At 66.0% G+C, this 13,999-nt stretch carries 12 protein-coding genes; 2 read left to right on the plus strand and 10 right to left on the minus strand.

Translation table 11 applies throughout. From position 1 onward, the window contains the following. Positions 1 to 10: 10 nt before the first annotated feature. The 9 genes from IEW22_RS03660 to IEW22_RS03700 all read right to left on the minus strand — a co-directional run bounded on the left by IEW22_RS03660 (position 11) and on the right by IEW22_RS03700 (position 11,275). Positions 11 to 850 (minus strand): ABC transporter permease, encoded by an 840-nt coding sequence (locus IEW22_RS03660; protein ID WP_188585219.1) that lies wholly within the window; start codon positions 848 to 850, stop codon positions 11 to 13. Beyond that, positions 847 to 1,809: an ATP-binding cassette domain-containing protein gene (locus IEW22_RS03665; protein ID WP_188585220.1), complete on the minus strand. Its 963-nt coding sequence runs from the start codon at positions 1,807 to 1,809 to the stop codon at positions 847 to 849. Before IEW22_RS03665 ends, IEW22_RS03660 begins: the two co-directional genes overlap by 4 nt. Positions 1,810 to 3,683: 1,874 nt before the next feature. Next, positions 3,684 to 4,865, minus strand: coding sequence for an alpha/beta hydrolase (locus IEW22_RS03670; RefSeq protein WP_229742139.1), 1,182 nt, complete (start codon positions 4,863 to 4,865; stop codon positions 3,684 to 3,686). Between the two features lie 383 nt (positions 4,866 to 5,248). Then, on the minus strand, positions 5,249 to 7,351 hold the full coding sequence (malQ, locus tag IEW22_RS03675; protein ID WP_188585222.1) for a 4-alpha-glucanotransferase: 2,103 nt from the start codon (positions 7,349 to 7,351) through the stop codon (positions 5,249 to 5,251). Between the two features lie 77 nt (positions 7,352 to 7,428). Next, on the minus strand, positions 7,429 to 8,613 hold the full coding sequence (gene menE, locus IEW22_RS03680; protein WP_188585269.1) for an o-succinylbenzoate--CoA ligase: 1,185 nt from the start codon (positions 8,611 to 8,613) through the stop codon (positions 7,429 to 7,431). Continuing rightward, on the minus strand, positions 8,610 to 9,014 hold the full coding sequence (locus tag IEW22_RS03685) for a DUF3349 domain-containing protein (protein WP_188585223.1): 405 nt from the start codon (positions 9,012 to 9,014) through the stop codon (positions 8,610 to 8,612). The genes menE and IEW22_RS03685 overlap by 4 nt, the downstream gene beginning before the upstream one ends. Before the next feature lie 317 nt (positions 9,015 to 9,331). Further along, on the minus strand, positions 9,332 to 9,616 hold the full coding sequence (locus tag IEW22_RS03690; protein WP_188585270.1) for a DUF3349 domain-containing protein: 285 nt from the start codon (positions 9,614 to 9,616) through the stop codon (positions 9,332 to 9,334). A 114-nt stretch (positions 9,617 to 9,730) separates the two neighbouring features. After that, positions 9,731 to 10,018, minus strand: coding sequence for a hypothetical protein (locus IEW22_RS03695; RefSeq protein ID WP_188585224.1), 288 nt, complete (start codon positions 10,016 to 10,018; stop codon positions 9,731 to 9,733). Between the two features lie 24 nt (positions 10,019 to 10,042). Then, positions 10,043 to 11,275: an inorganic phosphate transporter gene (locus IEW22_RS03700; protein ID WP_188585225.1), complete on the minus strand. Its 1,233-nt coding sequence runs from the start codon at positions 11,273 to 11,275 to the stop codon at positions 10,043 to 10,045. Positions 11,276 to 11,614: 339 nt separating this feature from the next. On the opposite strand from IEW22_RS03700, the gene IEW22_RS03705 reads away from it, so the two are divergent. Beyond that, positions 11,615 to 12,658 (plus strand): LLM class F420-dependent oxidoreductase, encoded by a 1,044-nt coding sequence (locus tag IEW22_RS03705; protein WP_188585271.1) that lies wholly within the window; start codon positions 11,615 to 11,617, stop codon positions 12,656 to 12,658. A gap of 20 nt (positions 12,659 to 12,678) precedes the next feature. On the opposite strand, the gene IEW22_RS03710 is transcribed toward IEW22_RS03705, so the two are convergent. Then, positions 12,679 to 13,095, minus strand: a complete 417-nt coding sequence (locus tag IEW22_RS03710) for a VOC family protein (RefSeq protein ID WP_188585226.1) — start codon at positions 13,093 to 13,095, stop codon at positions 12,679 to 12,681. A gap of 32 nt (positions 13,096 to 13,127) precedes the next feature. Between IEW22_RS03710 and IEW22_RS03715 the strand changes: the two genes are divergently transcribed. Further along, entirely contained in the window at positions 13,128 to 13,673 is a 546-nt protein-coding gene (locus IEW22_RS03715) for an arsenate reductase/protein-tyrosine-phosphatase family protein (RefSeq protein ID WP_229742140.1), read from the plus strand. Positions 13,674 to 13,999 lie beyond the last annotated feature (326 nt).

The following is a 13,999-nucleotide window of genomic DNA, read 5'->3' on the forward strand; positions in this document are numbered from 1 at the left end:
GCAGCCGCGCTCACGCCTTGCGCATATACGCTCGCACGGTCAGCGGCACGAAGACGATCATGACCACCGCCGCGCCGAGCAGTGACCAGAGGACGTGAATCCCGAAGTGTCCGTTGATGGTGAGCTCGCGCACCGCGGTCACCAGATGTGAGACCGGGTTGACCTTGACGAAGGCCTGCAGCCACCCGGGCATGGTGCTCACCGGCACGAAGGCGTTCGAGATGAAGGTCAGCGGGAACAGGATGAGCATCGAGATTCCCTGCACGGATGCCGATTTCTCCATCACTACACCCATCAGGGCGAAGATCCACGAGAGAGCGAATGCGCAGACCACCACGAGGATCGCAGAGGCCAAGGCGCCCAGAGCATCTGGTCGCCAGCCGATCGCCAGTCCGACGATGTAGGTGATGACGATCGCGATCACATACCGGGTCATGTCGGCGATGAGCGCACCGGCCAGCGGGGCCACACGGGAGATCGGTAGCGCGCGGAAGCGGTCGAACACGCCCTTGCCCATGTCGTCGCACAGCTGTACGCCGGTGGTGATCGACGCGGTGATCACCGTCTGCACGAGGATGCCGGGGATGATGACCGGCAGATAGCTCGAGACGCTGCCCGAGATCGCGCCACCGAAGATGTAGGTGAACATCAGCGTGAAGATGATCGGCTGGATCGCGACGTCGAAGAGTTGCTCGATGTTGTGTTTGGTCTTGAGCATGCCGCGATAGGCCATCGTCAACGACTGCGAGATGGTCGCGCGGATGCCGATGCGGCGGACGGTGGGTACCGGTGTGCCCGTCGAGATCGGCCTGGGTGTGCTCGTGGTGTGGGTGGTGGTCACGGTGGTCATGCGGCCTCTTCCGGGCTGTCGTCGGCAGGCTTGCCGGTGATGGTGAGGAAGACCTCGTCGAGGGTGGGTTGGGCGACGGTGAGTTCGGCGATGCCGATGTTCTTCTCGCGCAGTGCCACAAGCACATTCGTGACGAGGTCGGGGTCGGACAGTGGTGCGGAGATGCGGCCCGCCTCGGGTGAGAGTGTCACGTTCTCGCCGAGCGCGCGTTCGACCACGGCCATCGCATCGGCCGCGTGTTCGCGGTCGGCGGGGGTGAGGATGAGCGTGCTCGAGCCGATGGAGCGCTTCAGTTCGCTCGACGTGCCGTCTGCGATCACCTTTCCGTGGTCGATCACCGCGATGCGGTCGGCGAGCTGATCGGCTTCGTCGAGGTACTGGGTGGTGAGCAGGACGGTGGCCCCCTCGGACACCAGATGGCGGATCGTCTCCCACATCTGAGAGCGGGTGCGTGGGTCGAGACCGGTGGTCGGCTCGTCGAGGAACAGCAGCGGAGGGGTGGCGATGAGGCTGGAGGCGAGGTCGAGCCGCCGGCGCATGCCCCCGGAGAATTCCTTGAGTGGGCGGTTGGCGGCCTCGGTCAGCGAGAACTCCTCGAGTAGATCGCTGCCGCGGGCCTTCGCCTGTCTGGCGCTCAGACCTAGGAGTCGGCCGAACACCTCCAGGTTCTCGCTGGCGGTGAGGTCCTCGTCGACCGACGCGTACTGACCGGTGACCCCGACCATCGACCGGACGGCCACCGCATCCTTGATGACGTCGTATCCGAAGATCTTCGCCTCGCCCGCGTCGGGGCGCAGGAGCGTGGCGAGCATCTTCACGGTGGTGGTCTTGCCCGCACCGTTGGGGCCGAGTACGCCGTACACCGACCCGGTGGGCACGAGCAGATCCACGCCGTCGACTGCCCGGAACGAGCCGAACTTCTTGACGAGGCCGTGTGCCTCGATGGCAGGTGTGTTCATGGTGACCAGAGTGCCCCGGCGCACTTACATGCGTCTTACATGGCCTGTCGTCGGTCATCTGTCTCAGTGAACTGGGTGCGTTTGTGGGGTCGGCTTCGTGAACTGGGTGCGTTTGTGGGGTCGGCTTCGTGAACTGGGTGCGTTTGTGGGGCCGGCTTCGTGAACTGGTTGCGTTTGTCGGGCCGGCTTCGTGAACTGGTTGCGTTTGTGTCCGCGCATCCAGTTCTGTCAGACGCAACCTTTGCAATGGTTGCGTTCGCGTGAACTGGTTGCGTTTGTGGGGCCGGCTTCGTGAACTGGTTGCGTTTGTGTTCGCGCATCCAGTTCTGTCAGACGCAACCTTTGCAATGGCTGCGTTCGCATGAAGTGGTTGCGTTCGTCGTACCAGCCTCGTGAGATGGTCGCCACGACAGCGCCATCGGACGCAGTCGTCCGGCACGCGGTCTCGCTGCGTTATCCACAAACTCTGATCGATCCACCGATCTGCCCTGAGGACACGACTTCCACCGAGTGGTGTCTGGGCGATCGGTCATCGTCGCTGCATGGCTGATCCATTGTTCGGACTCAATCCCTTCGTCCTCCGGCGCCACGCCATCGCTCTCGGAAGCTCCGACGCCGATCTGGCGGTGGCGCTTCGCGAGGGAACGATGTCGCGTCCCGGCCGGGGAATCTACGTTCTTCCGAGGAGTCGTCTCGAGGAGTATCGGGACCAGGTGCTCGGCGCCGCGAGCCGCAGTATGACCGATCGGGTCGCAAGCCATGAGTCGGCGGCTGTTCTCCACGGGATCGACATGCTCGAGCCGCCACCGGTTGCCGTTCACTTCACAGCTTCACGCAGGGGCAGTGGCCGCCGTCGGCATTCGGTGATCACCCATGGCGCGCCGCTGCTGTCGTATGAGGTCACGTCCCTCGACGGAATCCCGGTCACATCGCTGGCGCGTACGGCCGTCGATCTCGCACGTACACGCGAGTCGTTCGAGAGCGCGCTCGTCGTGATGGACTCGGCACTTCACCGAGGCGCCTCGCGTCACGAGATCGAGGGCATTCTCGCTCGCGGGTGTGGATGGCGAGGAATTGCACTGGCACGCAACGCATATGGAAGTTCCGACCACCGTGCAGAGAGCGTTGCTGAGACTCTGAGCCGAGCGGGAATGCTGACGTTTCCCGACATTCCCATGCCTCAGCTTCAGTAAGAATTCTTGGACGAATGTGGGCGCCTGATCGCCCGGGTGGACTTCTACTGGGAGGAGCTCAAGCTGATCGGCGAGTGTGACGGCCGCTCGAAGTTCGAGACGGACCTACGCCCAGGGGAGTCGGTTGCCGATCGACATTGGGCGAGTCGGCGACGCGACGAGCGACTCTGGGAACTCGGCAACACGACTGTTCATTGGGGGTGGGCGGAGGCCACGGATCCGGCGCGGCTGCATCGGCGCCTCCGTCTCGGCGTCGATGAGGCGATGCGGAGATCGGCGTGAGTGGCGTGCTTCACGGGATGACTGGGTGCGGTGGTATGGACGCAGGCACCTCGTGTCCGCGCAGCCATTGCACAGTCTGTCTGCTTGGAAACTGGTTGCGCGGATGTCGGTCTCGGAGGCCTGGGAAGCGTGCTGCGTCACCGGGAGGGTGTTCGCGATTCGCGGGATGGTCGGCTGCGGGTCGTCGATGCAACCAGTTCTTGTAGACGCGACCATTGCACTGGTCGCGTTGGTGAGAACTGGTTGCGCGGGCGCAAACGCAACCAGTTCTCAGGCTGCGCTCACAAACGCGACCAGTTCTTGTAGACGCGACCATTGCACTGGTTGCGTTTGTGAGAACTGGTTGCGCGGGCACAAACGCAACCAGTTCACAGGACGCGCGTCGACAGCTCCGACCAGCTACTGGCCGGTGGTCGGGATCCCGAGGGAGGCGGCGAAGCTCGGCCAGGCGTCGTGGAGGTCGTCCTGCCAGTAGGCCCATGAGTGGGTGCCGTTGCCGCGGAACATGAACGTGGCCGGCACCTTGGCGGCGGCGAACTTGGCCTGGACCCGGTGGGTGGAATCCGCGACCAGACTTTCGGGGTTGCCGCCGATGGTCTTCTGACGCCACAGCTGTGAGGCGTCGTTGTCGGTCTCCGACAACGTGTCGTGGATACCGGGCTTGCCGTTGCCGGTGGTGATCACGACGTTGCTCCCGCGCAGTTTCACGAGGTTGTCCGCGGTGGTGGGATCGTGCGCGATCCAGGTGGGGCTACCCGGCGCCCCCCACATGTTGAGCAGATTGGCCCCGCCCAGCGAGGTCACCCCCGCGACCGCGGCCGCGCACACCGGATCCTGGATGTCGCTGCACCCGGAGAATGATCCGACGCTCCGATAGAGGCCCGGCGCCGACTCGGCGATCTGCAGCGCCGAGGTCGCCGACATCGACAGTCCGGCAATCGCATTGCGACCAGTTGTCTGCAGCGCCGAATCGATGATCGGCGGGAGTTCCTTGGTCAGCAGGGTCTGCCACTTGTTGCGACCGAGCTTGGGGTCGTCGCGCAGCCAATCGCTGAAGTAGGTGTACGCACCGTCCATCATGGTCACCACGTTGACATGCTTGTCCGCCATGAAATCGACGACGTCCGTGGCGGTTTCCCAGGTCTTGACCTCGTCGCCCTCGGTCTTCCACGTGGCATTGCCGTTGTAGCTGCGCCCGTCCTCGGCCCCGTTGAGCAGGTAGAGCGAGGGCGCGGGAACGGAGGTGTCGGCGGGACGGATGATCTGCACACCGACGGTGCGATTCATTGCCGCCGAGTGTAATTCGATGATGAAGCGTCGCGGCGACACCCTGCTGACCGACACGATGTGCGAACCGTCGGGTGCGGACTTGGCGTTCGGGAATGCCGACTCGACCGGAACCGGTACGGGCGCAGGTGCAGGAACCTTGGGCTTGGGTTCGGCGGTCGCAGTCGGTGAGGTCGCAGTTGGGGAGGTAGCGGGTGCGGCCGAGGCGCCCGACGCACACACAGCGGTTGCGGTCAGCGACGTCATCACGGCCGCCGTCGCCATCGCCACCGTGCCCATGCGCCGTACGTGCATGCGCCTACTGCTGATCATCGATCTTCCCCCCAAAGCCATCTACCCCCAAAGCCACAGTGCTGTGGCGTCGTGTACTCGCGTGCGGATGGGATCGCATGGCGCACTGGAAGTCGCCCGCCCCCCGGATCGATCGCCGATGCGCCACTGTAGCCGATGATGCTGACGGATCCGTCCGGCGTGATGGTCCTCGTCGACCATCACGTCCCGTCACCGACGTTACCGTCCGGCTGGAGTGCTACTTCCCAGTATCTGAGAGATTTTGCGGAGTCGACTCCGCGAACCGCCTGGTCACGAGCCTGGCGACCAGAGCCCAGAGACCAGAGACCAGCCAGTCCAGCTCCCGGCGCCACTCGCTCTGGGCCCACCGTCGGCGGGCGCCACTCTCATCTGGCGAGGAAGGCCTTCACCAGCTCGTCGAAACGTGCATTCGAGCCCAGGTCCTCGACACTGACCACATTCCCGGCCGCGTCGGCGAGCGGGATGCACCAGTTCGGGTACTGCGAGTCGTCGGTGCCGGGCTGATTCTGGATCCGCCACTCGCCCACAGTGTCGACCAGCGCCACACCGAGCAGCCGACTGGGGCTGCGCGCTATGAGCGCATAGGTGGCATCCACGGTCTCGGGCAGGCTGGCGCCCTCGGCGAGCAGCCCGCGGTCGCGGGCCATGTCGAGGATCGATTCTCGGTTGCGTTCGTCGACCTCGCGTTCGGTCTCCACATCGGATTCGAGGAGACCGAGTTCGGCTCGCAGCCGGATGTGCTCACCGGTGAGGTAACCCGCCGTCGGCGGCAGATCATGCGTGTTGACCGCGGTGAGGCACAGTTCGCGGTACTGCTCGGGCGGGATCGGTGCATAGGGGCCGTGCTCGAACCACAGGATCGATGTACCCAGTATCCCGCGCTGCGCGAGATACTCCTGCACCGACGGCTCGAAGACGCCGAGATCCTCGCCGATCACCACAGCCGAGGCCCGTTGCGCCTCGAGTGCGAGCACACCGATGAGCGCCTCATGATCGAAACGTACGTAGGTCCCCTCAGCGGCGGATCTGCCCTCAGGAATCCACCACAGCCGGAACAGCCCCAGGATGTGGTCGATCCGCAGACCTCCGGCATGACGCAGCAGGGTGCGCAACATATCTCGAAAGGGGGCGTAGCCCGCCTCGGCGAGATGCCAAGGGTGCCAAGGTGGTTGATTCCAATTCTGCCCCTGCTGGTTGAATCCGTCGGGCGGGGCGCCTACGGTCACACCGTCGGCGAGCACATGGCCGAGCGCCCAGGCGTCGGCGCCACCGCGCTGCACGCCCACGGCCAGGTCGTGAATGATGCCGATGGCCATACCTGCGTCGATCGCGGTGCGCTGCGCGGCCTCGAGCTGCTGATCGCAGATCCACCGCACCCAGCAGTAGAACGACACCCGGTCGGCCAGCGTGGCGACGATCGACTCCAACGTCGCTGGATCGCGAAAGTCCTTGTCCCACCGCGGAGATTTCGTTCCGTAGCGTTCCACGAGCGCGCACCAGGTCGCGAATTCCACCAGGCCCGATCCCTCGCGCTCGAGGAAGTCGTCGAGTGCGGATTGCCGGCGGGGTGAGAGTGGGACTGCGAAAACATCCTGCAGGGCAGCCATTTTCGCCTTGAACACCCGGTTGCGCCGGATTCTGTTCGGGTCGTCGTCGAGCCGGCGGAGTCGTCGCGCGGATCGGTCCATCGCGCGGTAGTCGTCCACCGGTAGTGACGATGCTTCGGGGATGTCCTCGAGACGGATGTAGAGCGGGTTGGTGAAGCGTCGTGTGGTGGGCAGATACGGCGATTTCTCGATCGGCGTCACCGGCGACGACGAGTGCAGTGGGTTGCACTGGATGAAATCGGCCCCGTACCGGCGGGCGCAGATGTCGGCGATGTCGGCGAGATCCGACAGGTCGCCGACACCCCACGACGCATGCGACCGCACCGAATACAGTTGCACCGCAACGCCCCAGCGTTGCCCCTCGGGCAACGTGGTGAGCGTGGGCGGGGTCACCGCAAGGGTGCAGGTCGCATGGGATCCGGCTGGTGTGCTCGCGTGCACGGTGTGCCAGCCCAGTTCGAGTCCGGCCGGTACCTCGAAGGTCGCCCGCCCGACCAGTGCGCCGTCGATCTCCCGGGGTTCCACCCACACGTCACGCTGCGGTGCCGGCACGCTGCGACCTGATTCGGTCGTCACCCACACGGTCACCGGATCGCCGTGCGGAACGTGCACGGCGAACGTCGGCGTCTGTCCCTCGATGACGACCAGCGACGGCGGGAGCATTGCCCGCCAGGGCCGCTCGTTGAGCATGACCTCTGCGGCGGCGACATCTGCCTCGGTGTCGGCGGCGATACCGAGTGCGGCGAGGACGTCGACGAGCGTCTCGTCGGAGACGTCGTGACGCAACGAGTCCCAGCCGGTGTAGAAGGTGGAGACGCCGCAGCGCGTCGCCAGTGTTCGCAGATCCTCGGCGTAGCCCACGTGCTGATCGTGCCAGGTTTGCCCACCGCCCGCCGGATGCGCGCGACGAGGTGAACTCCGGTGAACGCCGGAGTGACTCAGGCCTGAGCCCGACCGCGATCGGAGAGCTTCTCGCGCAGCGTGCGCCGATCGATCTTGCCCGGCCCGCGGCGGGGGAGTGCGTGGACCACGAACACCTCGCGGGGGACCGCGTACCGATCCAGACGTGCACCGACAGCCTGTTTGACGGCCTGTTCGACCAGGTCGGCGGCGATGTCACCGGCGACCACCGCGGCCACCACACGCTCACCCAACCGCTCGTCGGGCATCCCGAACACTGCGGCATCGGCGATGCGCTCGTCGGCGAGGATCGCGGCCTCCACCACCTGTGGGATCACGGTGAGCCCGCCCGACGAGATCGCCTCATCGGCGCGACCCACGATCGAGAGCACGCCGTCGCCGAACACGCCGAGGTCGTCGGTGGTGAAGAAACCGGGTTCGGCGAAAGCGGGGTGGTCGGGGTGGCCGCGATAGCCGAGTGCGACCGTCGGGCCGCCGAGCAGTACGCGGCCCACTCCGTCGGCGTCGGGGTCGTCGATGCGAATGATCGTGTCGCGCAACGGGGTGCCGTCGTAGACGCAGCCTCCACAGGTCTCACTCATCCCGTAGGTGCGGGTGAGCCGGATGCCCGCCCGCTGGGCCCGCGCGTGCAGCGCCGCCGGGGTGGCGGCACCACCGACGAGGACTGCGTCAAACTGACGCAGTGCGTCGGTGGCGGCGGGGGAGTCGAGCACCTTGTGCAGTTGGGTGGGAACCAGTGAGGTGTAGCGCCGCGGGGCATCCATCGCCGCGACAGCCTCGACGAGGGCCTCGGGATCGAAGCCCGCGCTCACGTCGATCACGTGCGGGGTATGGCCGGCGCGGATCGCCCGCAAGAGCACCTGCATTCCCGCGATGTGGTGAGCGGGCAAGGCCAGCAACCAGTTTCCCGCACCGCCGAGGTATGCATGCGTCGCGTCGGCCGACGCCGCGAGCGCGTCGGCGGTGAGCATGGCCCCCTTGGGCACGCCGGTGGTACCCGAGGTCGCCATGACCAGCGCCGTACGGTCGTCGATCGGCGTCCCCGGCGCCAGCGCCTGTGTGAGCCGCGCGGTCTCCGCCGGATCGTCGGCCGGTACCGGCAGGCGCGCGTCGCCCACCCCGGCGACGATGTCGGCGAGGTCGTCGAGCGAATCGAGAATCTGCTCGCCGTGGCCGATGGGCAGTGTTCGCAGAAACTTCAGGGTCGATCGCCGCCCGCGCCGCTGCCTTCGCCGAGGTCGTCCTCGCCGCCGTTGTTCTCGCCGGGGTTGTCTTCCCCGGGGTCAGGGTTTCCGTCGGAGTCCCCGCCGAACTCGTTGTCGAAGGGCCAGCCGCCGGCCACCAGCAGGGCCCGCACCCTCTCGAGGTCGGAATCCGAAGGCAACTCGTCGGTGACCTTCATGATCTCCACACCGGCATCGACCGCGGAGATCACCTCGGGTTCGCCGCGCACGAGTTGGGCGGCGATGGACTGGACCTCGTCCTCGGTCAGCCGGCGACGCAGCAGTGCGACCAGCGGCACGAAGTCGCCGCTCGGCACGCCGTTGGGGTAGCCCTTGCGCAACCAGCCCACGATCGAGCTGAGGAACTGCGGCCGATCCATGCGCCCTCCTCATGTGGTGAGTGAACTGGTGATCCCGACGGGCGGGATGCTCCGAGGTGTCGGAGTCCGCAGTGAGGCAGGTCCGGGGTGACTTCGCGGCCGCGCTGCGTGGGTGGTGACTACCTAGTTTATGGCGAATGGCGACCGATCACGACCCCGCTCGTCGTGGAGTCGGCTCCGGGTGATCGCGGGCCGCCGGTGCGCTCGGTCGCGGCTTCACATCGAGTTCCCCGACCGCGTTCCCCGACCGAGTTTTCCCTGACCGAGCGCAGTCGACCGGCAGTCCCGATCAGCTGTTGCCGATCAGCCGTTATCGATCAGAGTGGCGCCGCAAGCGGCCAGCCGACTGCGGCCAGTCGCGCGGCGACCTGATGCATCTCATCGGGATTGGGTTCGCGCTCGGTAACCTTCTCGATACCCATCAGAATCTGTTCGGGAGTCACCGGCTCGACAGCACCGCTCTCACGCAGCACGGTCATGACCACCTTGGTGATCTCCTCTTCGGACAGCGAACGCGACAGCAACGCCAGCAGCGGGTAGTAGTCCTTCGGCGGAACGCCCTGGGGGTACCCGGCGCGCAGCCAGTTCAGGACGTGCTCCATGGGTGTGTCAGCCACTGCGATCTCTCCTCATGCTGCCCGGATATGGGTGCTGCCCGGGCGTGGTGCTGCCCGGTTGTCGTACTGGCGGGGTCTGTCTCGGTGACGCTGTCGCGGTCACTTGGCCGCGTGGATGAACGGGAACAGATCCACGCCGGTGTAGTACTTGATCGTGTTGTGGCACACCCACAGCAGCCCGATGGCGACGATGATCGCGACGAGGGCGAAGACGCCCCACCCCACGACACGGCCGACCGGGTTGGGTCGGCCGGTCATGGTGCCGTCGGCCTGCGTGGTCTCGCCGAGGGTGTAGGCGCGCATACCGATGGCGAACAGCGCGGGGAGTCCGGCGCCCAGGATCAGTCCGACGATCAGCACTCGCAGGATCGCGTGGAATTCATGCATGGCGGCGTTGGTCGCTTTCGTCGCTCAGGCCGGGGTGCCGGCGGTCGGGCGGTCGGAGTGGTCGTCGTCGGCGGTGGTGGGAACCACGCTGTTGGTGGTGTCGTCCCAGTCGGCGTTGACGTTGCGCGCGTCGACCTTCTGCTGCTGGGCCTTCCAGTACATCAGCGCGGCCAGTGCGACCAGGATGACGAAGATCGTGATGGCACCGGCCAGCCCGCCGATCGCGTGGGCGATGCCGTAGGTGACGGCGCCGACCAGGCCGGCGCACGGCATGGTGATCACCCAGGCGACGAGCATGCGTCCGGCGACTGCCCAGCGGACCGTGGCGCCGGGTTTGCCGACACCCGAGCCGAGAATCGAACCGGTGGCCACGTGGGTGGTCGACAGCGCCATGCCGGCGGTCGACGAGGTCAGGATGATCGCCGCCGAGGCCGACTCGGCAGCCATGCCCTGGGGCGACTCGATCTCCACCAGCCCCTTGCCGAGTGTGCGGATCACGCGCCAGCCGCCGATGTAGGTGCCCAGTGCGATCGCGATGGCACAGCTGAACACGATCCAGAACGGCAGTCCGTGTTTGACGCTGTCTGCGTTGAGATGTCCGGTGGCGATGAGTGCCAGGGCGATGGTGCCCATCGTCTTCTGTGCGTCACCGGTGCCGTGTGCCAGCGAGACCATCGAGGCGCTGGCGATCTGTCCGTAGCGGAAGCCGCGTTCCTTGGTGATCTGTCCGACGCGCTTGGTGATCGCGTAGACCAGCCAGGTGCCGCACGCGGCGACGATGCCGGCGATGATCGGCGACGCGACGGCCGGGATGATGATCTTGTCGATGGTGCCGTTCCAGTTGATGCCCGAGGTGCCCAGCGCGGCCAGGCCGGCGCCGATGAGGCCGCCGAACAGGGCGTGCGAGGAACTGGACGGCAGGCCGAACAGCCAGGTCAGCAGGTTCCAGAGGATGCCGCCGACGAGGCCGGCGAAGATGATGATCACCGCAGTCTCGGCGTTGAGGCCGTCGACCAGCGACCCGCTCTTGCTCTGGATCTTGAGCACGTCTTTGGTGATGGTCGCTGCGACCTCCACCGACAGGAAAGCGCCGACGAGGTTGAGGATGCCTGCGATGGCGACGGCGACCTTGGGCTTGAGGGCGCCGGTGGCGATCGAGGTCGCCATGGCGTTGCCGGTGTCGTGAAAACCGTTGGTGAAGTCGAACCCCAGCGCTGTGATGATGAGGAGCACGAGGATCGCGGTCTCTGCGGTCATGACTGAAGATTGTGGTTGGTCGGGGTGCCATTTGACCAACCGCTCGGTGCCGCAACCGTGCGCGTGACCAGCGGTTTTGTCCTCTTCTTAGCGCTGTTCACCAACTGTTCATGTTGCCGTTGCGGACCGTCCACCGATTCGTGTGGGTCATTTGTACGACTCGGGTGTATTCGCGCGTGCCCGACCGACGGGTGCGTGTTCGCTGCGCGAAGTGCCGAGCGTGTCCGGGCCGATCAATGCCCCTGTGCGAGACTGAGATCACAGACGCGGCCGAACCGGTGGACATCGTGGTGCGGTCGGGACCGTTATCCGGCGCGAGGAGGCGCAGTGAAGCTGGGAATGCCGATCAACTATGCGGGAGATTTTCGGGAGACCATCGACAATCTCGGTGATTACGAGTCGGTCGGCGTCGGCCGGATCACCGTTCCCGAGGCATACAGTTTCGATGCCGTCAGTCAGCTCGGTTACATCGCAGCACGCACCGAGACGATGGAGATCGCCAGCGGCATCCTGCCGATGTACAGCCGCACGCCGACGAACCTCGCGATGACCGCGGCGGGCCTGGACTACGTCAGCGGCGGCCGCATGGTACTGGGCATCGGCGCCTCCGGGCCGCAGGTGATCGAGGGTTTCCACGGCGTGAAATATGACGCGCCGGTGGGTCGCGCCCGCGAGAACGCCGACATCTGCCGCATGATCTGGCGTCGTGAACGCGCCGTCTACGACGGCCGGTACTACCACCTCCCGCTGACCGAGGAGAACGGTGGCAGCGGACTGGGTAAGCCGCTCAAGCTCATCAATCACCCCGTCCGCGAACGGATCCCGATGATGCTCGCCGCGATCGGACCGAAGAACACCGCTCTGGCCGCGGAGATGTTCGAGGAGTGGCAGCCGTTCCTGTTCCATCCCGACTACGTCGACGTGGCCTTCGGTGAGGCGTTGGCCGAGGGAAAGGCCAAGCGTGATCCGGCTCTGGGTGAGCTCGGGATCGTCCCGCAGGTGACGCTGCTGATCAGCGAGGACGAGACCGCGCAGAACAACGCGCTGTCGGTGGTGCGCAACTTCGCCGCCCTCTACATCGGCGGGATGGGTGCCCGAGGAAAGAACTTCTACAACACACTCGCCCAGCGCTACGGCTTCGTCGACGAGGCCAAGCTGATCCAGGACCTCTACCTCGACGGCAAGAAGACCGAGGCCGCCGCTGCCGTTCCCGACGAGCTGGTCCGCGCAATGTCGCTGATCGGACCCGCGTCCTACGTGAAGGAACGGGTGGAGGTGTTCCGCGCGGCCGGGGTCAGCTGTCTGCTCGCGCAGGCGGTGGCACCCACCCACGCCGAGCGCGTGGAACAGATGGGCACAGTCGCCGGATTCATCGGGGCCTGAGCCGGCCCGCCTGGCGTCGGTCAGTCACCACGGACGTCCCGCCGGAGCGGATGCTCCGGCGGGATCTCCACGAAGATGAGGCGGCGTCCGTCGGGGTCGATCGCGTGCATCTCGACCAGACCCCACGGTTCGTGTCGTGCCTCGCGCACCACGGCATCGCCCAATGTCCGCGCGGCGTCGGCGATGTCGCGGACCTGCAACCACAGCACCGCGTCATCGCCGGGTGTCGCGGTCGCGTCGATGCTCGCCGCATCGGTATCGCTATCGGGCTCGCGCTGCATGTGTCCGGCGATCTCGATCAGACCGTTGCCGGCGAAGAACACCGTGCCGCCCGGATAGTCACGCGCCGTCGCCAGACCCACCACGTCGCGATAGAACGACGTGGTGACCGCAGGGTCGATGGGGATCAGGATGGTACGGGCGGCCAGAATCTCCATGCGCCCACGGTGTCACAGATACCGTGGCGTCCGTGAGGATTCTCTTCGTGTGTACGGGAAATATCTGCCGGTCGCCGATGGCCGAACGGATGCTCAACCACCAGACCGATTTCGTCCCCGCCGGTGTCGACGCGCCGGTGGTCGCCAGCGCCGGAACCGGCGCCATGAACGGGTCGGCCATGCACCCCCTTACCGAGCAGGCGTTGCGCGAGCGGGGGATCGACACCGCCGGTTTCGCCTCCCGGATGCTGACCCCGGCGATCGTGGAGTCAGCGGATCTGGTGCTGTGTATGACGCGGGAACACCGCAAGCTGGCGCAGCAGGCGGTCCCGGTGCGGTGGAAGCGGATCTTCACTCTCAGCGAGTTCGTCGCTGGACTCGAAGTGGGACACGGGGTCTCGGCCCTCGACGACGAGTCGATCCGACCACGACTCGACGCGAATTCTCCCGAGTGGGACATTCTCGACCCGATGGGTCAACCGCTGGAGGCCTTCGAGTCGACCGCCGAGAAGCTCTGGCCGCTTGTCGAGAGCGTGGCCCGCTGGGTGATGAGCCGCCCCGGCGACGACGCACGCTGAGGTCTGGTCGCCGACGCAGCGCCGTACCAAGCCATACCAAAAAATCCGCCTCCCGGATGTTCCGGGAGGCGGATTGTGTCGGGAGGGGCCTACGGCTTCGGGGGGTAAAGCCGTAGGAACCCCTCCCTCGATCGGCGGGTCTGAAGCTGGGGGATTTTCCAGAACTCCGCCGCTGTCCATGCCACCACAGAAATCAGTCCTTGTCAGCATCTTCTGCGGGAATCTGTGTAACAACTGTGCCACTGAACGGTGTCGGAACGTCCGGAGTGATGAGACCTGTTCGTGACAGTCGGGCACCGGTGGAGGTCGCCGCGTCGCGTGAGATG

Origin of the sequence: Gordonia jinhuaensis, assembly GCF_014639795.1 — a bacterium.
GTDB lineage: Bacteria > Actinomycetota > Actinomycetes > Mycobacteriales > Mycobacteriaceae > Gordonia_B > Gordonia_B jinhuaensis.